This is a genomic window from Actinoallomurus iriomotensis (assembly GCF_030269445.1).
Classification (GTDB): domain Bacteria; phylum Actinomycetota; class Actinomycetes; order Streptosporangiales; family Streptosporangiaceae; genus Actinoallomurus; species Actinoallomurus iriomotensis.
In genome coordinates this window covers 151,066-171,466 of sequence record NZ_BSTJ01000002.1, presented here as the reverse complement: position 1 = coordinate 171,466, position 20,401 = coordinate 151,066, and the positions used below count along the sequence as shown (strand labels likewise).

24 protein-coding genes are annotated in these 20,401 nt (G+C 72.6%); 19 read left to right on the top strand and 5 right to left on the bottom strand.

Annotation, left to right across the window (positions count from 1 at the left end; genetic code table 11):
* From QSK37_RS09635 to QSK37_RS09585, 11 genes are all read left to right on the top strand, one after another.
* Complete coding sequence (locus QSK37_RS09635; RefSeq protein ID WP_285619093.1) at positions 1-1,002, top strand: polyprenyl synthetase family protein; 1,002 nt, start codon at positions 1-3, stop codon at positions 1,000-1,002.
* Positions 1,003-2,874, top strand: a complete 1,872-nt coding sequence (gene shc / locus QSK37_RS09630; RefSeq protein WP_285619092.1) for a squalene--hopene cyclase — start codon at positions 1,003-1,005, stop codon at positions 2,872-2,874.
* A complete protein-coding gene (locus QSK37_RS09625; protein WP_285619091.1) occupies positions 2,874-3,473 on the top strand; it encodes a phosphorylase family protein in 600 nt (199 codons plus the stop codon). The genes shc and QSK37_RS09625 overlap by 1 nt, the downstream gene beginning before the upstream one ends.
* A complete protein-coding gene (hpnH, locus tag QSK37_RS09620; RefSeq protein WP_285619089.1) occupies positions 3,473-4,477 on the top strand; it encodes an adenosyl-hopene transferase HpnH in 1,005 nt (334 codons plus the stop codon). The genes QSK37_RS09625 and hpnH overlap by 1 nt, the downstream gene beginning before the upstream one ends.
* 72 nt (positions 4,478-4,549) lie before the next feature.
* On the top strand, positions 4,550-4,888 hold the full coding sequence (locus QSK37_RS09615; protein WP_285619088.1) for a YbaB/EbfC family nucleoid-associated protein: 339 nt from the start codon (positions 4,550-4,552) through the stop codon (positions 4,886-4,888).
* Positions 4,876-5,778 (top strand): WXG100-like domain-containing protein, encoded by a 903-nt coding sequence (locus tag QSK37_RS09610; protein ID WP_285619087.1) that lies wholly within the window; start codon positions 4,876-4,878, stop codon positions 5,776-5,778. The genes QSK37_RS09615 and QSK37_RS09610 overlap by 13 nt, the downstream gene beginning before the upstream one ends.
* 31 nt (positions 5,779-5,809) lie before the next feature.
* Positions 5,810-6,352, top strand: coding sequence for a LysM peptidoglycan-binding domain-containing protein (locus QSK37_RS09605; RefSeq protein ID WP_285619085.1), 543 nt, complete (start codon positions 5,810-5,812; stop codon positions 6,350-6,352).
* 93 nt (positions 6,353-6,445) lie between these two features.
* Complete coding sequence (locus QSK37_RS09600; RefSeq protein ID WP_285619083.1) at positions 6,446-7,495, top strand: Dyp-type peroxidase; 1,050 nt, start codon at positions 6,446-6,448, stop codon at positions 7,493-7,495.
* Positions 7,492-8,292 carry a family 1 encapsulin nanocompartment shell protein gene (locus QSK37_RS09595; RefSeq protein WP_285581250.1) on the top strand — a complete coding sequence of 267 codons (801 nt, stop codon included), beginning with the start codon at positions 7,492-7,494 and terminating at the stop codon, positions 8,290-8,292. The genes QSK37_RS09600 and QSK37_RS09595 overlap by 4 nt, the downstream gene beginning before the upstream one ends.
* A gap of 107 nt (positions 8,293-8,399) precedes the next feature.
* Positions 8,400-9,425 (top strand): MDR family NADP-dependent oxidoreductase, encoded by a 1,026-nt coding sequence (locus tag QSK37_RS09590; protein ID WP_285619082.1) that lies wholly within the window; start codon positions 8,400-8,402, stop codon positions 9,423-9,425.
* Positions 9,425-9,805, top strand: coding sequence for a MerR family transcriptional regulator (locus QSK37_RS09585; RefSeq protein WP_285619080.1), 381 nt, complete (start codon positions 9,425-9,427; stop codon positions 9,803-9,805). The genes QSK37_RS09590 and QSK37_RS09585 overlap by 1 nt, the downstream gene beginning before the upstream one ends.
* 177 nt (positions 9,806-9,982) lie before the next feature.
* On the opposite strand, the gene QSK37_RS09580 is transcribed toward QSK37_RS09585, so the two are convergent.
* Complete coding sequence (locus QSK37_RS09580) at positions 9,983-10,357, bottom strand: RNA-binding S4 domain-containing protein (protein WP_285619079.1); 375 nt, start codon at positions 10,355-10,357, stop codon at positions 9,983-9,985.
* A gap of 55 nt (positions 10,358-10,412) precedes the next feature.
* Here QSK37_RS09580 and QSK37_RS09575 point away from each other — a divergent pair, with 55 nt between their 5' ends.
* The 4 genes from QSK37_RS09575 (at position 10,413) to QSK37_RS09560 (ending at position 15,174) form a co-directional block, all read left to right on the top strand.
* Positions 10,413-11,438, top strand: a complete 1,026-nt coding sequence (locus QSK37_RS09575) for an aminotransferase class V-fold PLP-dependent enzyme (protein ID WP_285619078.1) — start codon at positions 10,413-10,415, stop codon at positions 11,436-11,438.
* A 343-nt stretch (positions 11,439-11,781) separates the two neighbouring features.
* Entirely contained in the window at positions 11,782-12,900 is a 1,119-nt protein-coding gene (locus QSK37_RS09570) for a peptidoglycan DD-metalloendopeptidase family protein (protein WP_285619077.1), read from the top strand.
* Positions 12,887-13,672 carry a hypothetical protein gene (locus tag QSK37_RS09565; protein ID WP_285619075.1) on the top strand — a complete coding sequence of 262 codons (786 nt, stop codon included), beginning with the start codon at positions 12,887-12,889 and terminating at the stop codon, positions 13,670-13,672. Before QSK37_RS09570 ends, QSK37_RS09565 begins: the two co-directional genes overlap by 14 nt.
* Complete coding sequence (locus tag QSK37_RS09560) at positions 13,669-15,174, top strand: NADH-quinone oxidoreductase subunit NuoF family protein (RefSeq protein ID WP_285619073.1); 1,506 nt, start codon at positions 13,669-13,671, stop codon at positions 15,172-15,174. The genes QSK37_RS09565 and QSK37_RS09560 overlap by 4 nt, the downstream gene beginning before the upstream one ends.
* 16 nt (positions 15,175-15,190) lie before the next feature.
* Here the strand turns inward: QSK37_RS09560 and QSK37_RS09555 are convergent, their stop codons facing one another.
* Positions 15,191-15,550: a hypothetical protein gene (locus tag QSK37_RS09555; protein WP_285619072.1), complete on the bottom strand. Its 360-nt coding sequence runs from the start codon at positions 15,548-15,550 to the stop codon at positions 15,191-15,193.
* Between the two features lie 23 nt (positions 15,551-15,573).
* Between QSK37_RS09555 and QSK37_RS09550 the strand changes: the two genes are divergently transcribed.
* Genes QSK37_RS09550 through QSK37_RS09540 form a run of 3 tightly spaced genes read left to right on the top strand, consistent with a single transcriptional unit; the run spans position 15,574 to position 16,197 of the window.
* The gene (locus QSK37_RS09550; RefSeq protein WP_285619068.1) at positions 15,574-15,744 is read left to right on the top strand and encodes a hypothetical protein; all 171 of its coding nucleotides are present in this window, start codon (positions 15,574-15,576) and stop codon (positions 15,742-15,744) included.
* The gene (locus QSK37_RS09545; RefSeq protein ID WP_285619066.1) at positions 15,729-15,944 is read left to right on the top strand and encodes a MarR family transcriptional regulator; all 216 of its coding nucleotides are present in this window, start codon (positions 15,729-15,731) and stop codon (positions 15,942-15,944) included. The genes QSK37_RS09550 and QSK37_RS09545 overlap by 16 nt, the downstream gene beginning before the upstream one ends.
* 28 nt (positions 15,945-15,972) lie before the next feature.
* Positions 15,973-16,197, top strand: a complete 225-nt coding sequence (locus QSK37_RS09540; protein ID WP_285581270.1) for a hypothetical protein — start codon at positions 15,973-15,975, stop codon at positions 16,195-16,197.
* Here the strand turns inward: QSK37_RS09540 and QSK37_RS09535 are convergent.
* The 3 genes from QSK37_RS09535 to QSK37_RS09525 form a co-directional block, all read right to left on the bottom strand.
* Positions 16,164-16,514, bottom strand: a complete 351-nt coding sequence (locus tag QSK37_RS09535) for a hypothetical protein (RefSeq protein WP_285619065.1) — start codon at positions 16,512-16,514, stop codon at positions 16,164-16,166. The genes QSK37_RS09540 and QSK37_RS09535 overlap by 34 nt on opposite strands.
* A gap of 233 nt (positions 16,515-16,747) precedes the next feature.
* Entirely contained in the window at positions 16,748-17,095 is a 348-nt protein-coding gene (locus tag QSK37_RS09530) for a DUF6191 domain-containing protein (protein WP_285619064.1), read from the bottom strand.
* A gap of 503 nt (positions 17,096-17,598) precedes the next feature.
* On the bottom strand, positions 17,599-17,751 hold the full coding sequence (locus QSK37_RS09525; RefSeq protein ID WP_285619062.1) for a hypothetical protein: 153 nt from the start codon (positions 17,749-17,751) through the stop codon (positions 17,599-17,601).
* 107 nt (positions 17,752-17,858) lie between these two features.
* On the opposite strand from QSK37_RS09525, the gene QSK37_RS09520 reads away from it, so the two are divergent.
* Positions 17,859-20,339: a penicillin acylase family protein gene (locus QSK37_RS09520; RefSeq protein WP_285619061.1), complete on the top strand. Its 2,481-nt coding sequence runs from the start codon at positions 17,859-17,861 to the stop codon at positions 20,337-20,339.
* Positions 20,340-20,401: the final 62 nt, after the last annotated feature.

Below are 20,401 nucleotides of genomic sequence, written 5' to 3'. Positions count from 1 at the left end.
ATGTCGGATTCCGTGCAGACCGCGCGGCAGGTGGCCGAGCCGGTGCTGCGCGAGGCCGTCGACCGGCTCGACCGGCTCACCGCGCGGGTGGCCGGCTACCACCTCGGCTGGAACGACGCGGAGGGCCGCCCGGTGCGCACGGGCGGCAAGAGCCTGCGGCTCACCCTGGCCGTGCTGTCCGCGCGGGCCGCCGGGGCGGACGCGCGGCGCGGCGCGACGGCCGCGGCCGCCGTGGAGCTGGTGCACGCCTTCTCCCTGCTCCACGACGACATCATGGACGACGACCGCACGCGGCGGCACCGGCCGACGGCCTGGGTCGTCTTCGGCCGGTCGGCCGCGATCCTCGCCGGTGACGCCCTGCTCGTCCTGGCCATGGACCTCCTGCTCGGACAGGGCACCCGCGGCGCCGTCGGCGCGGCCCGCTGCCTGAGCGCCGCCACGCAGCGGCTCATCGCCGGTCAGGCCGCGGACCTGGACTTCGAGCACCGGCAGGACGTCGGGGTGGAGGAGTGCCGCCAGATGGCGGCCGACAAGACCGGGGCGCTGCTGTCCTGCGCCTGCGCGATCGGCGCCCTGTCCGTCGAGGCGCCCCAGCCGCTGGTGACGGCGCTGGCGGCGTACGGAGCCGAGCTCGGCATGGCCTTCCAGCTGTCCGATGACCTGCTCGGCATCTGGGGCGACCCGCGGACCACCGGCAAGCCCGCCCTGTCGGACCTGCGGGCCCGCAAGAAGACCCTTCCGGCCGTGGCCGCGCTGACCAGCGACACGGTCGCCGGCCGCCGGCTGGCCGAACTCCTCGCCTGTTCCGGGCCGCTGTCCGAGGCGGACCTGCACGAGGCCGCGCAGCTCATCGACCAGGCCGGCGGCCGCGCATGGGCCGAGAAACAGGCCCAGCACCACCTCGACGCCTCCGAACGCATCCTCGGGGGCACGCCGATGCCCGCCGACGTACGCGCCGAGTTCTCCGACATCGCCCGCTTCATCACCTCTCGGGACCACTAGATGACCACTCTCCAGACCTCGCACCCCGCCGCCCGTACGCGGGCCGCCCTCGACGCGGCGACCGGCCACCTCCTCGACCTGCGATCCCCGCGGGGCTGGTGGAAGGGCGAACTGCAGACGAACGTCACGATGGACGCCGAGGACCTGCTCCTGCGGGAGTTCCTCGGCGTCCGCACACCGCGCGAGACCGCGGAGGCGGCCCGGTGGATCCGCTCACAGCAGCGCGAGGACGGCACATGGGCCAACTTCCACGGTGGCCCCGGCGACCTGTCCACCACCGTCGAGGCGTACGCCGCGCTGCGGCTGGCCGGCGACGCGCCCGACGGCCCGCACATGCGGGCCGCGCGTGAGTTCGTCCGCCGGGAGGGCGGGATCGAGGCGAGCCGGGTGTTCACCCGGATCTGGCTGGCGATGTTCGGCCAGTGGTCCTGGGACGACCTGCCCGTCCTGCCGCCGGAGCTGATGTTCCTGCCGCCGTGGTTCCCGCTCAACGTGTACGACTGGGCGTGCTGGGCCCGGCAGACCATCGTGCCGCTCACGGTCGTCAGCGCGCATCGGCCGGTGCGGCCGCTGCCGTTCGACCTGGCCGAACTGCGTACCGGCCGTCCCGCCGCCCGGCGCCCCGCGCCGGGGTGGGAGACGTTCTTCACCGCGTTGGACCGCGCCCTGCACCGCTACGAACGGCGGCCGCTGCCGGGACTGCGCCGTGCCGCGCTCCGGCGCGCGGTCGAGTGGATCGTGACACGCCAGGAGGCCGACGGCTCCTGGGGCGGGATCCAGCCGCCGTGGGTGTACTCCCTGATCGCCCTGAACCTGGCGGGCTACGACGTGGACCACCCGGTGATGCGCGACGGGCTGCGGGGGCTGGCCCGGTTCACCATCGAGGACGAGCAGGGCCGTCGTCTGGAGGCCTGCCAGTCACCGGTCTGGGACACCGCGCTGGCCATGAGCGCCCTGCTGGACGCCGGTACGCCCGGCGATCACCCGGCCCTCGTCCAGGCCGCCGGGTGGCTGCTCGGCGAGGAGGTCCGCGGACCCGGAGACTGGTCCGTACGCCGGCCGTCGCTGCCACCGGGCGGCTGGGCGTTCGAGTTCGACAACGACGGCTACCCCGACACCGACGACACCGCCGAGGTGATCCTCGCGCTGCGGCGCGTCGCGCACCCGGACGCGCGTCCGGCGATCGAGCGCGGCGTGCGGTGGATGTCGGGCATGGCGACCCGCGACGGAGGCTTCGGCGCGTTCGACGCCGACAACACCCGCACGCTCTGCACCAAGCTGCCGTTCTGCGACTTCGGCGCCGTCATCGACCCGCCGTCGGCCGACGTGACCGCCCACGTCGTCGAGGCCCTGGTGGCCGAGGGCCGCGGCGGGGAGGCGGTCACGCGCCGCGCGGTCACGTGGCTGCTGAAGGCACAGGAACCGGACGGATCCTGGTACGGCCGCTGGGGCGCGAACCACGTCTACGGCACCGGATCGGTGGTTCCCGCCCTCGTCGCGGCCGGCATCCGGCCGGGCGCGGCGTGCGTGCGGCGTGCCGTCGCGTGGCTGGAGGCCCACCAGAACGAGGACGGCGGCTGGGGCGAGGACCTGCGCTCCTACGACGACCCCGCGTGGGTCGGCCGCGGCGCCTCCACCGCCTCACAGACCGCCTGGGCGCTGCTCGCCCTGATCGCCGCGGGGGAGCGGAGCCCGGCCCTCGAACGGGGTGTGGCCTGGCTCGTCGACCACCAGAACGACGACGGCACCTGGGACGAGCCGTACTTCACCGGCACCGGTTTCCCCGGCGACTTCTACATCAACTACCACCTGTACCGGCTGGTCTTCCCGATCAGCGCGCTCGGCCGCTACCTGCGGGCGGTCGAGTCCTGATGCGCCTCCTGGTCTGTGCGCCGCTGGCCATCGAGGCCCGCGCGGTACGTCACGGCCTGCCCGTCCGGCCGCCGGAGGCCCTGGTGATCCGCACCGGTCTCGGGACCCGCCGCGCCCCGTACCTGCACGGCTGTGACGCCATGGCGGTCACGGGCTTCGGCGGTGCGCTGGACGCGACGCTGCGCCCGGGTGACGTGCTCGTGGCGACCGAGGTCTGGTTCGAGGACCGCCGGCTGCCGTGCGCCGCCGCCGAGACGCTCGCGTACGAGCTGGCGCGGCTGGGGGTCCGCGCGCAGACCGGGCCGCTGATCACCACCGGCCACCTGGTGCGCGAGCGCGAACGGCGGAGGCTGGCTCGTACCGGGGCGCGGGCGGTCGACATGGAGGCCGGACCGCTCGTGGCCGCAGCGGACGGCCGGCCGGTGACGGTCGTGCGGGCGATCGTCGACACGCCGGGCCGTCCGCTGCTCAGCCCGGCCGCCGTCCCGGGCGGCCTCGCCGCCCGCCGTACGTTGCGCCGCATCGGGCCGGCGCTGGTCAACTGGGCGAAGGCCGCGGAGTTCGCGTCGGCGGCCTCCTCGGAGAAAGGCGGCCGGTGATGGCCATGCCGCTGCGCCAGGCGGTCCGCGTCGCCGGGTACATCCTCGGCCAGAAGCTCCGGCGGCGGGCCAGATACCCGTTGCTCGTGGAGCTGGAGCCGCTGTTCGCCTGCAACCTCAAGTGCGCCGGCTGCGGGAAGATCCAGCATCCCGCCGACGTGCTGCGCCGGCGCATGCCGGTCGAGCAGGCCGTGGCCGCGATCGAGGAGTGCGGCGCGCCGATGGTCTCCATCGCCGGCGGCGAACCGCTCATGCACCCGCAGATCGGCGAGCTGGTCCGCGAGCTCGTCGCCCGCAAGAAGTACGTCTTCCTCTGCACGAACGCGCTGCTCATCCCGAAGAAGATCGATGAGTTCGAGCCGTCGCCGTACTTCGCCTGGACGGTGCACATCGACGGTCTGCGCGAGCGCCACGACGCGTCCGTGTGCAAGGAGGGCGTCTTCGACGACGCGGTCGAGGCGATCCGCGAGTGCCAGCGGCGCGGTTTCCGGGTCACCACGAACACGACCTTCTTCAACACCGACAGCCCGGAGTCGGTGATCGAGGTGCTCGACTACCTCAACGACGACCTGCGGGTGGACGAGATCATGGTGTCCCCGGGCTACGCGTACGAGAAGGCGCCGGACCAGGACCACTTCCTCGGTGTCCGGCAGACGCGCCGGCTGTTCCAGGAGGTGTTCGCCCGGGGGAACCGCCGCCGGTGGCGGTTCAACCACACGCCCCTGTTCCTGGACTTCCTCGAGGGCAAGGTCGACTTTCCCTGCACGGCGTGGGCGATCCCGTCCTACTCGCTGTACGGCTGGCAGCGTCCCTGTTACCTGATGGCGGACGGGTACGCGCAAACGTACCGGGAGCTGGTCGAGGACACCGACTGGAGCCGTTACGGCCGGGGCAACGACCCGCGGTGCGCCAACTGCATGGCTCACTGTGGGTATGAGCCGACCGCGGTTTTCGCTACGCTCGGTTCCTTGCGTGAGTCGCTGCGCGCGCTGCGTCAAAGTTGAACACCAGGTGATCGCGGCGAAAAGCATTGGCCCTACTATGTCGATAGGTTTGATTGACATCGCGGGGGGCCTGTGGATGCCGACAGAGAAAAGCTGCAAGCCGAACTCCGGCAGATCGAGGAGCGGGCCGGCAAGATACGCGAGGAGCTATCGGCCCTCGCGATCGAGGCCAAGAGCAACGACGGACTGATCGAGGTGACGGTCGTCGGCCAGGGGCGGCTGCACGCGCTCACCCTCGATCCCCGGGTGAAGCGCCTCGACGTGGAGGAGCTCGCCGAACGCATCGTCGGGATGACGAACGACGCCCTCGACCTGCTGCACCACGAGACGGCGGCCAAGATGCGCGAGGCGTTCCCCGAGTTCACCGACGACCTGCCGTTCGGCGGCGAGGAGAGCCCATGGCGGGTCTGAGCGGAGTGCGCGGAAACCTCTTCATCGGCGGCAACATCGCGCTCCTGGTCTTCTCCATGCTGGCCACCCCGTACCCCGAGGGCGACCCCGCCCGGGCGCGCCAGGCGGGCCAGATCTGGGCCGAGCTCGCCGGTGACATCGAGGAGTGGGGACGCGACGGCGACGACGCCGCGAACGCGGTCACGAAGAACAACGCCGGCGCGGGCGTCGACGCCTTCGGCAAGTTCTGGCACAAGTACGCAGCGCCCGACCCTCCGGCCAAGGGCGAGGCGACGCGGCTCGCCGACCTGTGCCGGCGCATGAGCGAGGCCTGCGAGGGCTACGCTTCGCTCGTCGAGAAGGCCCAGCACACCTTCGTCACTCTGGCGTGGGCCAACTTCGCGAGCGCGCTGTTCATCACCACGTTCCCCTGGCAGGCGGGCGCCGCGTACGAGATCACGCAGTTCCTCATGCGGCGGGCGCAGGCCGGGATCCTGGCCCGGCTCCTGGAGAGCGCGATCGCCCGCACACTGCTCGCCAAGCTGACGGAGTACTCCATCGGCAGCGCGTTCTTCGCCGTCGGCGACGTCGCCGTGATGGACGGCGTCAAGGCGCTGCGGGGCGACGACGTCGGCTCGTGGGGCGACAACATCGATGAGGTCATGAAGGAGTTCGCCGCCTCCGTCGCCTTCTACGGCGTGTTCGACGTCGCGGTCAAGCCCGCGAGCATGATCACCAAGAACAAGGACGTGCAGTACTTCGTGTCCCGCCTGGCGGGCGGGACCATCGGCTACGGGCCCACCTACGGCTTCCTCAACGGCAAGCGCGGCGACGACCTGGAGCCCACCGTCAAGGACACGACGCTGCGGACCCTGCTCTACACGACCATGGCGCACAAGCCGGCCGGCTGACCGGCCCCCGGACCTCGAAGGAAGCCCTACCGTGACTCCTCCCACCCTGCCCCCGGACCCGCCGACCCACGTCACCGTCACGCCGTGGGACACGCCCCACAGCACGCTGTCGGGCATCGCCGAAGACCTGTACGAGGACAGCACCAAGTGGCGCGACATCTACGCGGCCAACCGCGACCTCATCGGCGACGACCCGGGCGGACTGCGGATCGGCATGCAACTCGCCCTGCCGCCCATGGAGTTCTACCCCGGTCATGTCCGCTCCGTCGCCGGCGTCCTGGACCAGGAAGGCGGCGCCATCGGCACGAAGCTCGCGGACGCGATGCGCAGGCTGGACGCCATCGGCAACTTCTGGGGCGGCGACGACCTCGGCACGAAGTTCTACAAGGGCGCCGAGGGACATTCCGGCTACGAGACCGGGACCGGTCGCGCCCTCGACGGCGTCGTCGCGTTCGCGGACTTCTACCACAACGTCGCCGGGGGCCTGCGCGCCATGGCGGACCGTCACGACGACTTCGAGTGGGAGAACACGGTCCGGGTCCTGGAGACCGCCCTGAAGGCCGCCGAGAAGTAGGGCCTGTCACGGTCCGTGGCGGGTGGTTGCCGGCCGGACCCCCGCGGCTCGGTATCGTGGCGCGAACCGGACGAGAGCAGGGAAGAGACGCCAATGGGGGAGCCGAACGGCCGCGCCGAGCCGCAGGCGGTGCTCAGCCCGCTGACCAGGGCCGCGATATTCCTGGTCGTGACGATCGACCCGGGCGGGGAGCCCGTCGTACGCGAGCTGCTGCCCGACCTGGCCGGTCTCCAGCGCTCGATCGGGTTCCCCGCGCCCGAGGACCGGCTGAGCTGTGTCACGGGCATCGGCTCGGAGGCGTGGGACCGCCTGTTCGGCGGGCCGCGCCCCGCCGAACTGCACCCGTTCCAGGAGCTGACCGGCCCGGTGCACCACGCCGTCTCCACCCCCGGCGACCTGCTGTTCCACATCCGGGCCCAGCGGCACGACCTGTGCTTCGCCCTGGCGGCGCAGATCATGAAGCGGCTGCGCGGTGTGGTGACCGTACGCGACGAGGTGCACGGCTTCAAGTACCTGGACGTTCGCGACCTGCTCGGCTTCGTCGACGGCACCGAGAACCCGGTCGGGCCGGCCGCGGCGGACGCGGTGCTCATCGGCGACGAGGACGCGGACTTCGCCGGCGGCGGCTACGTCATCGTGCAGAAGTACCTGCACGACCTCCAGGCGTGGAACGACATGACGGTCGAGGCGCAGGAGCGGGCCATCGGCCGTACGAAGCTCGACGACATCGAACTGGACGACGACGTCAAGCCGGCCGACTCCCACGTGGCGCTCACCACGATCGTCGACCCCGACGGCACCGAACGCCAGATCCTGCGCGACAACATGCCCTTCGGCTCTGTGGGACGCGGCGAGTTCGGCACGTACTTCATCGGTTACTCCCGTACGCCCGAGGTCACCGAGCGGATGCTCGAACGCATGTTCCTCGGCGACGGTACGGCGAGCCACGACCGGATCCTCGACTTCTCCACCGCCGTGACCGGCACCCTGTTCTTCGTCCCGAGCGCCGACCTGCTCGAGGATCCGCCCGGCCCGCCCGAGGCGCCGGCCGGACCGGTCGAGACCCGGCCCGCGACGATCACCGACGCCCCGGCCGACGGCTCGCTGGGGATCGGCGACCTGAAAGGAAGAACGACGCGATGAACAACCTGCACCGCGAACTCGCCCCGATCTCCTCCGCCGCCTGGGCCGACCTTGAGGAGGAGGCCCGGCGGACGTTCGAGCGCCACGTGGCCGCCCGCCGGATCGTCGACGTGCCCGAGCCCGGAGGCGTCGAGCTGTCGGCGGTGCCGACCGGGCACCTGGACGACGTCGCCGCGCCCGCCGAGGGCGTCATCGCCCGCACGCGCCGGGTGCAGCCCATCGTCGAGCTGCGGGTGCCGTTCACCGTCGACCGCCGTCAGGTCGACGACGTCGAGCGCGGGGCCAAGGACGCCGACTGGCAGCCGGTGAAGGACGCCGCCCGCCAGATCGCCTTCGCCGAGGACCGCGCGGTCTTCGAGGGCTACGCGCAGGCCGGCATCACCGGCCTGCGCGCCGGCTCGTCCAACCCGGCGATCGCCCTGCCGGACGACGTCCGCGACTACCCGGACGCCGTCAGCCAGGCCGTGAGCACCCTCCGCCTGGCGGGCGTCGGCGGCCCGTACACCCTCGCGCTCAGCGCCGACGCCTACACCGCGGTGAGCGAGACCTCCGACCACGGTTACCCGATCCACCAGCACATCGCCCGCCTGCTGGACGGGGAGATCGTCTGGGCTCCGGCCATCGACGGCGCGTTCCTGCTGTCCTCGCGGGGTGGCGACTTCGAGCTCCGCATCGGCCAGGACGTCTCGATCGGCTACCTGTCGCACGACGCGACGAGCGTCGAGCTGTACTTCCAGGAGTCGTTCACCTTCCTCGCCTACACGAGCGAGGCCGTGGTGCCGTTCCGGGGAGCGTGACGGACGGTCGTCCACATGGTGAGACGGCCGGCTTGCCCCTGACGTGCGGGTCAGGAGTTAGCGTCGCGGCGCTCTTTGTCGTCACGCGTTCTCCTGAGGAGTCAACGATGCCCGAACACCCCCGTACGTCACGTGAGGTACGCCTCGCCGCGGTGCCGTCCGGGATCCCGAGGCCGGAGGACTTCACCGTCGCCGAGGCGCCGGTGCCCGAGCCCGGACCCGGCGAGGTGCTGGTGAAGAACCGCTTCTTCCACGTGTTCGCCGCGCTGCGCACGCTGATCGGCGGCAGTGTCGAAGGGGCGCCGTTCGCCGGGCTGCGCCCCGGCGACCCGCTGTTCGGCCCGGCGATCGGCGAGGTCGTCACGGCCCCGGCCGGCGGTGACCTGCGCCCCGGCGAGCTGGTCGCGCACTGGCGCGGATGGCGTGAGTACGCCGTCCTGGACGCTGAGGGGTGCGAGCCCCTCGGCGCCGCCCTGCCGGACCCGGTCGCGCACCTCTCCCAGGCCCGCACCGCCTACGAGGCCCTCACCCGCGCGCAGATGCGGCCCGGCGACGTGGTGTTCGTCTCCGGCGGCGCCGGATCGGTGGGGTCGATGGCCGGCCAGATCGCCCGCCTGCTCGGCGCGGGCCGGGTCGTCGGAAGCACGGGCTCCCCGGCCAAGGCGGAGCGGATGGTGGCCGAGTTCGGCTACGACGCGGCCGTGGTCCGCGGCGCCGGGCCGCTGGAGGAACAGCTCGCCAAGGCCGCGCCGGACGGCGTCGACGTCCTGTTCGACAACGTCGGCGGCGAGGACCTGCGCGCCGCCGTGGCGGCGGCCCGCCAGGACGCCAGGTTCGTGCTGGTCGGAGCCTTGTCGGGACAGATGTCCGACCGCGGCGGCGGCACGACGTCCCCGGTCGAGCTCGACTCCTTCCAGCTCATCGTCAAGCAGATCACGATGATCGGCTACAGCAACCCGGGCCGGGCCGGCGTGGACGCCGAGTGGCTGGACCGGTTCGCCGGCTGGCTGCGCTCCGGTGAGATCGCCTTCCCGTACGTCCGCGTTCCGGGCATCGAGAACGCTCCCCGTGCGTTGCACGACATGATGAGCGGACGGCACCTGGGCACGGTCGTGGTGGCACTGGAGGACTGATGCGGATCGGCGACGCGGCGGCAGCGGCGGGCACCACGCCCCGAGCTCTGCGGTTCTACGAGCAGAACGGGCTGCTGCCGCCGCCGCGGCGCACCGCGACCGGACAGCGGGAGTACGGACCGCGCGACGTCGCCCGCGTGCGGATCATCCGCCAGCTGCTCTCGCTCGGCCTGACGGTCGCCGACGTCCGCAGCTGCGCCGACCGTCTCGACATCTTCGAGGGCGACAGCCTGCCGCCGTACGGGGACCCGCGCGCGTGCGACGGGAGCTCGGGAGTCGTCCAGCGGCGGATCGCCGCGCTGGACGAGGAGATCGCCCGCCTGACCCGCCTCCGCGAGAACCTCGCGGCCCGCGTCGCCCCGGTCGAGGCGCGCACCTGAGCGACCCCGGTCCGCGTCACCGGGGTGCCGCCCCGCGCGGCGGGCCCGTGGCCGTGGCCGATTTTCTGGCGCCTCGCCTTGGGGACCCCGCGCCGTGCGACGGGCATCAGTACCGCGCGGCGGTGTCCCCGGGGCGCAGCGGTTCGCGGTAGCGGGGTGCCGCCTTCGCGTGGTGGGTCAGTGGCCGCGGAGGCGGTCCATCTCCCGGCGCTCGCGCTTGGTGGGGCGGCCGGCGCCGCGCTCTCGGCGCGCGACCGGCATCAGCAGCTCGCGCGGCGGCGGGGGCGGGCTGTTGTCGGTGAGGCACTCCTGCGCGACGGCCGCGCCCACGCGCTTGCTCACGATGCGGCGCACGACCACGATCCGCTCGCGTCCGTCGTGGCGCAGCCGTACCTCGTCGCCCGGCCGTACGGCGGACGCCGGCTTGACGCGCTGGTCGTTGACGCGGACATGTCCGGCCCGGCACGCCGCCGTCGCCATCGACCGCGTCTTCACGAGCCGTACCGACCAGATCCAGACGTCGACCCGAACGGATCCCTCATCCTCCGCCATGTCTCGACGATAATGGCCGGAACCGGCGCGGGCAGCCCGCGGGCACACTGGAACCGTGGATCTCAACGATGCGGTGCTTCTGTGGGAGCCCGAGCCGGGCTGGCTGAACACGGCGAGCTACGGCCTGCCCCCGAGACCGACGGTCGAGGCGGTACGCCGGGCGCTGGACGAGTGGCAGCGGGGCGCCCGGCCGTGGGCCGAGTGGGACGTCTCGACGGGGCGTTCTCGGGCGGCGTTCGCGCGGCTGGTCGGGGCCTCCGCCGACGATGTCGCGGTCGGCGCCACGGTCTCGCAGCTGCTGGCGCCCGTCGCCGCGTCCCTGCCGCCCGGAGCGGACGTGGTCGTGCCCGACATCGAGTTCACCTCCAACCTGTTCCCCTGGCTCGTCCAGGACCTCAACGTACGGACCGTGCCGCCGGACCGGCTGGCCGACGCGATCGACCGGCGTACGGCGGCGGTGGCCTTCAGCGTCGTGCAGTCGGCGACGGGTGAGCTCGCGCCGGTGGAGGACGTCCTGGCCGCCGCTCGATCCGCGGGCGCGCTGGTCGTCGCGGACGCCACTCAGGCGGTCGGCTGGCTGCCGGTGGACGCGACGCGCTACGACGTGCTCGTCTGCGCGGCGTACAAGTGGCTGATGGCCCCGCGCGGCGCCGCGTTCTGCTACGTCGGCGAGGCGGTACGCGACCGGTTCCGCCCGGTCGCCGCCGGCTGGTACGCGGGGGAGGAGCACGCCTACTACGGCCCGCCGCTCCGGCTGGCCGCCTCGGCCCGGCGCTTCGACATCTCGCCCGCGTGGTTCTCCTACGTCGGCGCCGCACCGTCGTTGGACCTGCTGAACGACATCGGCGTCGAGCCGATCAGGGCGCACAACGTGGCGCTCGCGAACCGTTTCCGCGCGGGCCTCGGCCTGCCCCCGTCGGACAGCGCGATCCTGAGCGTGGACGTCCCCGGAGCGGAGGAGCGCCTGGAGACCGCGGGCGTCCGCGCGGCGGTGAGAGACGGCCGCCTGCGCGTGTCCTTCCACCTCTACACCACGGAGGCGGACGTCGACGCCGCCCTCGACGCGCTCAGCTCGCCCTGACCCGGTCCTGAGCCACCAGGGATCGGCGGAGTCGGTGTTCGCCGACGAGACGCCCTGACCGTACGCCTCGCCGGTAGCGGCGCCACGCGGTTCAGGATCGGCCGCGTCTCCGTTTCGGCGGCCGCTCGATCCTCACCTGAGCGAGACGGCTCCGGTCGGCCTCGCCTCTGCCCGACATGTAGGGATTTTCGGGTTTTCTCCCGAGATGAGTGCGTTGATTCGGACGAGCTCTTACACTCCTCGCATCGGTTTTGGATCACTTCAGGTCCCCCCAGGAGGTGGTTCGATGCCCAGCCGTCACCGAAAAGTGGCGTCGCCCGGTTCACCGCATAGCGCGCGTTTATTGCTCTCGCTGGTCAACCGGGCCGGCGCGGTCAGCACGGCGCTTGTCGTCGCCGTCGGCCTCGTGCTGGCCGCCATCGTCGAGGAGAAGGTGCTTCCGGTCGGCCCCCGCCACCGCCCGGTCGCCGCTCCCGGCCCCACGCGCGGTGGCGCGCGGCACACGCCACCGTCGCGTTCGAAGCAGCGCCGCAAGCCGGTCAGCCCGGCCACACTGCTCGACCGCCAGGTCAAGAAGCTGGTGCTGGACCGCCGTGGTGCCGCCGCGCGCAGCGAGTACGGCGTGCGGACGGTCGCCTCACCCGTCGTCCACCAGAGCCGGTTCGACAAGAAGCGGATGTGGGTGCTCGGTACGGAGGCGATACCGCCGCCGGACGACAGCACCGCGATGCCCGAGGCTTCGCTCTTCCTCGCCCACGCCACCGGCACGACGTGGCAGGCGGCCCTGGCCGGCACCCCGGACTTCGCCGCCATGGTGGCCAAGGCGCCCACCTCGATCCTGTCCGCCGGTGAGCGCACCACCCTGCAGAAATTCGGCAAGGCCCGGAGCGCTCCGGCGGGAACGCGGCTGATGCTGCCCTGGACCATCGGCCAGTCGTGGGCGCTGGTGCCCACGGACCACGGCCTGTCCTTCGGCGGCGGCGACGGCCGGGTCCTCGCCGCCTCGTCGGGACGGATCTACCGGCTGTGCTCCTCCTCGCCGGACCGCGGCCTGGTGCTGGTGATCGGTGACGACGGCACCACCACCGAGTACTACCAGCTGGACCGGCTCACCGAGGTACCCGACGGCGAGCCGGTACGGCAGGGTGACTACCTCGGGCACACCGGCACCGACCAGCCCTGCGGCGGCGGTGGAGCGTCCCGCCCGCTCGTCCGCTTCGGGCTGCGGGACGCCGGCGGTCCGGTCTCGCTGGACGGAAGGCGGATCGGAGGATGGACGGTGCACGACGCTCCCGGTGAGGCGTTCGCCGAACGCGACGGCGTCCGCGTCGACGCGGGCAACCCGCTGCTCAACTTCGGCATCGACGTCTCGCCCAGCCCCACCCCGGCCAAGCCCAAGACCGACCCGGACCGCTCGCCGGACCCGGCCGCCGGACCCGGGGGTGTCGATGCCCAGACCTGACGCCGCGCTCGCCGGTGAACGCCGGCGCGTCCGGCCCGCGGTCGTGACCCTGCTGCTCCTCGTCGCCGTCCTCGCCGTGGCGCGCACGAGGCCCGGCGCCTCGGCGGTCCTGTGGGCACAGGACTTCCTGGAGTTCTTCTCCGGCGTCTTCACGCTGGTCGCGCTGACGGCCGCGGTCACCGCCGGCGTGGGTGCGGCGCAGCACCGCGTGCCGATCCGGTTCCGGATCCTCTTCCAGGCGGCGCACCGCGCGATGGCGGTGCTGGCCGTCGGATTCCTGGTGACGCACATCCTGCTGAAGATCATGGAGGCGCACGCCGGCGTCCTGGAGGCCGTCGTCCCGTTCGTCGGCGGAGCGGGCCGCCTGTACGTCGGCCTGGGCACCATCGCCGGTGACCTGCTGGTCCTGGCGCTGGTGACCGGCGTCCTCCGCGGCCGCTTCGTGGCCCGCTCCCGGCCCTGGCTGTGGCGGGCCGTGCACGCCACCGCGTACGTCATGTGGCCGCTGGCGATGATCCACGGACTGTCGGCCGGCCGCGCGCCCAAGTCCTGGGTGACGTGGAGCTACGTCATCTGCTTCGCGGTCGTGATGGCCGCGGCGGCGAGCCGGCTGCCGCGCATGGCACGTGACCGCCGCATGCTCGGCGCGCGAGCGCACGCGCGGCCCCAGGCGGCGACGCCCCGTACCCGCTCGGAGGCCGACGTGCCCGACGAGAAGTTCTGGGCGTCACTGCGGGCGGAGACCGGCGCCCGGTCCGGTGATCGGCGATGACCGAGTTCCGACACCTCAGCCCCGTACGGCTCGGCGCCGGGCTCGACCGCCTCCAGCGCATCGACCAGGCCACGCACCGGGCCGTCCACGGCGCGTTCCGCCGCCGTCGCCTGCGCGAGATGATCGATCTGGCCGAGAAGGTCGACCTGCGGGGACGCGGCGGGGCGGCGTTCCCGTTCGCCCGCAAGGTGGCCGCGGTCGTCTCGTCCGTGCGCCGCCGGGACTGCCGGCCGGTGGTCCTGGTCAACGCCACCGAGGGCGAGCCCGCGAGCCACAAGGACAAGTTCCTGCTCGACCGGACGCCGCACCTGATCCTGGACGGCGCGCTCCTGGCCGCCAAGGCGCTCGGCGCCCGCGAGGTCGTCGTCGCCGTCACCGACCAGGGCCGGCCCGCACGCTCGATGCGCACCGCGATCGCCGAGAGCGGCCTCGGCGGCTTCGTGCGCATGGTCCGCCTGCCCGAACGGTTCGTCACCGGCGAGGGCGGAGCGCTCGTCAACGGGGTCAACGGCAATCCCGCCGTGCCGCCCGGCCGCAAGGTGCGGGCCGCCGACTCCGGCGTGGACGGGCTGCCGACCCTGCTGTCCAACGCCGAGACCTTCGCCCAGCTGGCGCTGGTCTCGCAGCTCGGCCCGGACCTGTACTCCGCGGTCGGCACGGCCGCGGAACCGGGCACCGTGCTGCTGACCGTCTGGGGCGCCGACGGGCGGCCGCGCGTCATCGAGACACCGGCCGGCGTACCGCTGGCGCAGATCCTCGACCTCGGCGGCGCCAAGGTCGGTCAGGGCGTCCTCGTCGGCGGGTACCACGGCACCTGGATCACCCCGCCCGCCGCGAACCGCGCGCTCGTGTCGCGCGAGGGCATCGCCAAGGCGGGCGGCGCGCTCGGGGCCGGCATCATCCTGCCGCTTCCCAAGGGCGTCTGCCCGCTCGGCGAGGTCGCCCGCGTCGCGGCGTACCTCGGGGAGGAGTCGGCGCGCCAGTGCGGGCCCTGCCGGCTCGGGGTGCCGGCCATCGCCCGGTCGCTGAACGCCCTGGCGTCCGGCCGGCGCGGCCGCGAGGCGCTGGCGGCCGTACGGCAGGGGACGCAGACCGTGAAGGGCCGGGGAGCCTGCCACCATCCGGACGGTTCCGCCCGGTTCGTCACCTCGGCGCTGACCGCGTTCGCCGCCGACGTCGAGAAGCACCTGGCGGACGGCACCTGCGGCCGTCCCGTACGCGGGCTGCTGCCGATCGAGGAGGAGCCGGCGGTCGCGCATGCCGAGGACACGGGCCTGCGGCTCACCGTCGACTGGACGCGCTGCGCGGCCCACGGCCTGTGCGGGCACCTGCTGCCGGACCTGGTGCGCCTGGACGAACACGGCTTCCCGGTCATCGACGGCGCGAACGTGCCCCGCCGGTTGCTGGCCGACACTCGCCAGGCGGTCGAGATGTGCCCGGCGCTCGCCCTGCGCCTCAGCGGTGCGAACACCGGCGTACGCACCGCCGGAGCGGCCCGCTGACGGTGCGGCGCCGGCCTCACCGGCGGACGGCGGTGAAGTCGATCGGCCTCGGCCGTAGCCCTCGGCTCTGGTCGGCCGGCGCTCGCAGCCGCCGGGACATCTCATCGGCGGCGAGGCGGCGGCGGTCACCGTGGCCCGGCAGGATCCACTCGAACCGCGGCCGTCCTGGCTCGTCCAAGGCCATCGGAAAGGGGTCGAGGGCCGGGTCCGGCCGCCCTGACGCCGGGCGGATGGAGCGGGTGGGACAGGCGAAGGCGGCCGCGTGGAGCCGCCGGGTCTCCGCCTCATCGTCCGGCGGGCGCAGGATCCGTGACCGGCCGTCCACCTCGCCGATCAGGCCGGGCGCGAGCTGCCGGGAACGACCAGACCGACGCACCGGCCGACCGGATCATCGCGGCCATGACAGACCTCGCCGGAGCCCTGGCGCGCCTGAACGACCTGATCGCCCAGCGTCTCGGCATCGCGCCGACCGGCCTGTTCTGCCTGCACGTGCTCGATCGCGCCGGAACCTCCACCGTGGCGAGCTCGGTTCCCGGCTCGGCCGCACCACCGGCGTGGTCACGCACATGATCGACCGCCTGGAGAAGGCGGGATACGTCCGGCGCAGACCGGACCCGCGGGACCGCCGCCGCGCACTCGTCGAGCCCTCGGCTCCAGGACTCGAACGGATCGCCTCGTTCTACCAGGGGAGGGACGCCCGCAGCCGAGAATCGCCGGCCGTCTTCTCCGCCGACCAGCTGAGGGCGCGACCGAGGAATGTCACCGCCTGATCGGCGGGCCGTCCTCTAGGCTCCGGCCATGAGCGACAGGAAATGCACGCACTGCGGTACGAGCGGTCTGGAGCCGGGTTTCATCCGGGACGCGGGAGAAGGCTCCCAGGGCTTCGCGCGGTGGGTCGAGGGGGCGCTGCAACGGGGCGTCTTCGGCGGCGCGAAGGTGATGGGCCGCCCGCAGTGGGCGATCGACGTGTACCGCTGCCCACGGTGCCGTCACCTGGAACTGTTCGCCGAGAACCCGGTATAGGCGGCCCTCGCCGAGCGGCTCCGGCGGCGGATCGCCGTCAGGGACCGCTCGAGTTCGGCCGGCTTTTCGCGCAGACGCGCCGCCGCCCCGGCGATCGCGTCTTCGTCGAGCCCGCAGGAGCGTGGCTCATCCGCGAGCCGTTGCGGGTTCACGGATCTCACCTGCGCGATGACCCCATCACTGATCGGCCGGTCGAACCGGTCGGCCACGAAGTCGGAAATGATCGGGCTCTTGTCGGAGCTGGGGAAGCAATATCCGTGATCGATGGCCAACGGTCGACCGTTATCCCTCCGGGTCAGATAATTTCCGGAATTCATTCCGTCGGTCGGAACGGAAGTGCGGGCGCTCGACCTGGGGTTCACTTTGTAGATTTCCTGGCGCCGTCCGAGAGGGTGGCCTTCAACGGCCGGGTCGATCCCCTGCCGACTTCAACTCCGTCTGCGGCCACCTTGCCGCCGATCTTCGGCGAACGCAGAAAACGGAACGCGGCTCGGAATATCGAGTCTCAAACTGTGCACGGCGTGGAGGGCGGGGCGCCCGAGTAGTGGGATCAGCGCGGTCGCGGTTCGGCGGGTCCCTGCCGCGAGTTTCGGATGACCGCCTTGCCGGAGTCGAGGTCGACCTCGCTGCGGGGCGGCGCGCCGTCGCCTTCCTCGTCACGGAGCATGAGTGAGGTCCGCCGTTCGTCGAGCTCGTGCCGTTTGGTGGCATAGAAGATCGCTTGCATCTCGTCGAGCCCGGGCGCCGCGAGCGCCTGCCCGGACTCCGGCGAGCGCCAGGGCAGCCGCAGCCGACGGTGCGCGGCCCGGCCCATCCGGTCGATCGAGGCGAGGGCGACGAGCAGCAGCACCAGCCCGGGGATCGAGATCACGGCCATGAGCGCGAGGACGGCGGTCATGTGCCACTCAACGTACGGCCGCGGCGGTCGGTTCCGCGGCCGTGGGCGGTGCGACCCGGGTGCGAGGGGCGTCACGGCCTCGGGGGACAGGACGCCCCTCGCAGTGGGATCCGCGCGGTCGCGGTTCGGCGGCCCCTCGCCACGAACAAGGGGTCGCCCTTTCGATGGAATCTCCCCGAAGGCACACATGCTTCCGGAGCTCCCGCGACAAAGTCTAAAGGCGATCGGACGCTTCTCTGGCGGCTTCCCGAAAGGTCCAGAATATCCCCCTGGTAAATCCCTATTTAGGACTGCAGAAATCGTACATTCAGGCGGGGCGGGGGTGCTCGTCCACGTCACTCCGCCGGCGAGGTCGCCGAGGCCTCGTCACGGCACGCCGTGCGGCCCTCCGCCGGGCGCGGACGGCTCCGTCCTGAACCGGACCTCCGAGGGTGCCGGTGAACGGGGCATTCCGTGGATCCGCTCCTACGTGAGCTCCAATTCTCCTCGATTTTCGTCGCCGGTCATATTCGGGTAATCGGCAGTTCGAAAACCGCGCCCAATTCCGCGAAGAGGGCGGTGTAGCCTTCGCGGCCGAACGACGTGGCGGCGGACAGCGGGTGCGGCTCGACCGTGCAGCCGACGTTCCCCGTGTGCAGGCCGGGGATCAGGGACAACGATCCGGGCGACGCCGCCCCGCACAGGCCACATGCCACCAGGCCCGGACGAAAAGGAGGCGCGGTGGTCTAGCCTGCCATCCATCCTGGTACGGAAAGAGGCGTCCATGACGAGGTTCGCGCCGCTCGGGCGGCTGCCCCGCCCCGCTCGCTGGCTGGTCCGCGTCCTGATCGTGCTCCTGGTCCTCGCCCTGGTGCTCACCCTGTACGCGCGGTGGACGGTCCGGCGGTCCTATCCGCGGACGAGCGGCCGGATCGCCGTCCTGGGGCTGAGCAAGGACGTCACCGTCTACCGCGACCGGTACGGCATCCCGCAGATCTACGCCGACGACGCCGACGACCTGATGCGCGCCGAGGGTTACGTGCACGCGCAGGACCGGTTCTGGGAGATGGACTTCCGCCGCCACGTCACCGCCGGCCGGCTCTCGGAGCTGTTCGGCCGGACGACGCTCGACACCGACAAGGTCGTGCGGACGATGGGCTGGCGCCGCGTGGCCGAGCGGGAGCTGCCTCTCCTGCGTCCCGAAACGCGGCGCTACCTCCAGGCGTACGCCCAGGGCGTCAACGCGTGGCTGCGGCAGCATCCGAACACCGCGACGCAGAGCCTGGAGTACTCCGTGCTGGGTCTCCAGCGCACCGGCTACCACCCTGAGCCGTGGACGCCGGTCGACTCGCTCGCCTGGCTCAAGGCCATGGCCTGGGACCTGCGCAGCAACATGGACGACGAGCTCGGCCGCGCGCTGGCCGCCACGAAGGTGCCCAGGGACCGCGTCGACCAGCTCTACCCGGCCTACCCGTACGACCGGAACCCGGTCATCGTCTCCGGCGGCAAGGAGGCACGGGGCGGCCCGGTGAACGAGCCCCGCGCGCGTACGCTGCCGTCCGCGCTGGCAAAGGTCTCCGCCGCCGTCAACGCCATGCCGACGCTGATGGGCAACGGCGCGCCCGGTCTCGGCTCGAACTCCTGGGTGGTCGCGGGCAGCCGGACCGCCACCGGCAAGCCGCTCCTCGCCAACGACCCGCACCTCGCGCCCGCCATGCCCTCGCTCTGGTACCAGGCCGGCCTGCACTGCCGGCAGGTGGGCCAGGCCTGCCCGTTCGACGTCAGCGGCTTCACCTTCTCCGGCGTCCCCGGCGTCGTCATCGGGCACAACCAGCGCGTCGCCTGGGGCTTCACGAACCTCGGCCCGGACGTCACCGATCTGTACCTGGAGCGCGTGAGCGGCGGGACGTACGAGTACAAGGGCCGCCGGGAGCCGCTGCAGACGCGGACCGAGCAGATCAAGGTCGCGGGCGGCAGGCCGGTCACCATCACCGTACGGGCGACCCGGCACGGCCCGCTGCTGTCGGACGCGATGGACGACGCGCGCCGGGCCGGGAACGGGCTCGCCGTCGCGCTCCGCTGGACGGCGCTGGACCCGGGCCGTACGGCCGACGCCATCGGGCTGATCGACACCGCGCGGAACTGGTCCGAGTTCCGCACCGCCGCGGCGTCCTTCGACGTGCCCGCGCAGAACCTCGTGTACGCCGACGTCGACGGGAACATCGGCTACCAGGCGCCGGGGCGCATCCCGATCCGTACGAAGGGGGACGGCACCTGGCCCGCCGAGGGCTGGACGGGGGAGCAGGAGTGGAAGGGCTACCTCCCCTTCGACCGGCTGCCCGCGGTCTACGACCCCGAACAGGGCTACATCGTCACCGCGAACAACGCCGCCACCGGGCCCGGCTACCCGGACCTGCTGACCAAGGACTGGACGTACGGCTACCGCGCCGCGCGGATCCAGGAGCTCGTCCGGCAGACGCCGGTGATGGACGCCGCGGGGATGGCGCGGATCCAGATGGACGACCGCAACGGGTTCGCGCCGACGCTCGTGCCGCACCTGCTCCGCGTCGGCTCGGGCGCGGCGGTGAACCTGCTGCGCGGCTGGGACTTCACCCAGGGCGCCGATTCCGCGCCCGCGGCGTACTACAACGCGGTCTACCGGCACCTGCTCATCCGCACCTTCAACGACGAGCTGCCGGAGGGCGCCCGTCCCGACGGCGGCGACCGCTGGTTCGAGGTGCTGCGGAACCTGCTCGGCCGGCCCGACGACCCCTGGTGGGACGACGTGCGGACGGCCGGGGTGAGGGAGACCCGCGACGACGTCCTGCGCGCGGCCATGAAGGACGCCGACGCCGAGCTGCGCCACCGCCTCGGCGGCGACCCCGCCAAGTGGAAGTGGGGCGACCTGCACCGGCTGGAGCTGACCAACGAGACGTTCGGCGACTCGGGGATCGGGCCGATCGAGTGGCTGTTCAACCGCGGCCCGCTGCGCCTGGCCGGCGGCGACTCGCTCGTCGACGCCACCGGCTCGAACGCCCAGACCGGCTACGGGGTCGACTGGGTGCCCTCCATGCGGATGATCGTCGACCTCGCGGACCTCGACCGGTCGCGGTGGATCAACCTGACCGGCGAGTCCGGGCACGCCTTCGACACGCACTACTGGGACCAGGCGAAACTCTGGGCGCGGGGGGAGACGGTCCCGATGCGCGCCACGCCGGAGACGATCCGGCGCGAGGCCCGGCGGACGCTCACGCTGACGCCCTGAGAGTCCGCCGCCACGCACGCCGGGTGGCGGAAAGAACCCGGTCCGGCGCCGGCCGGACGTTA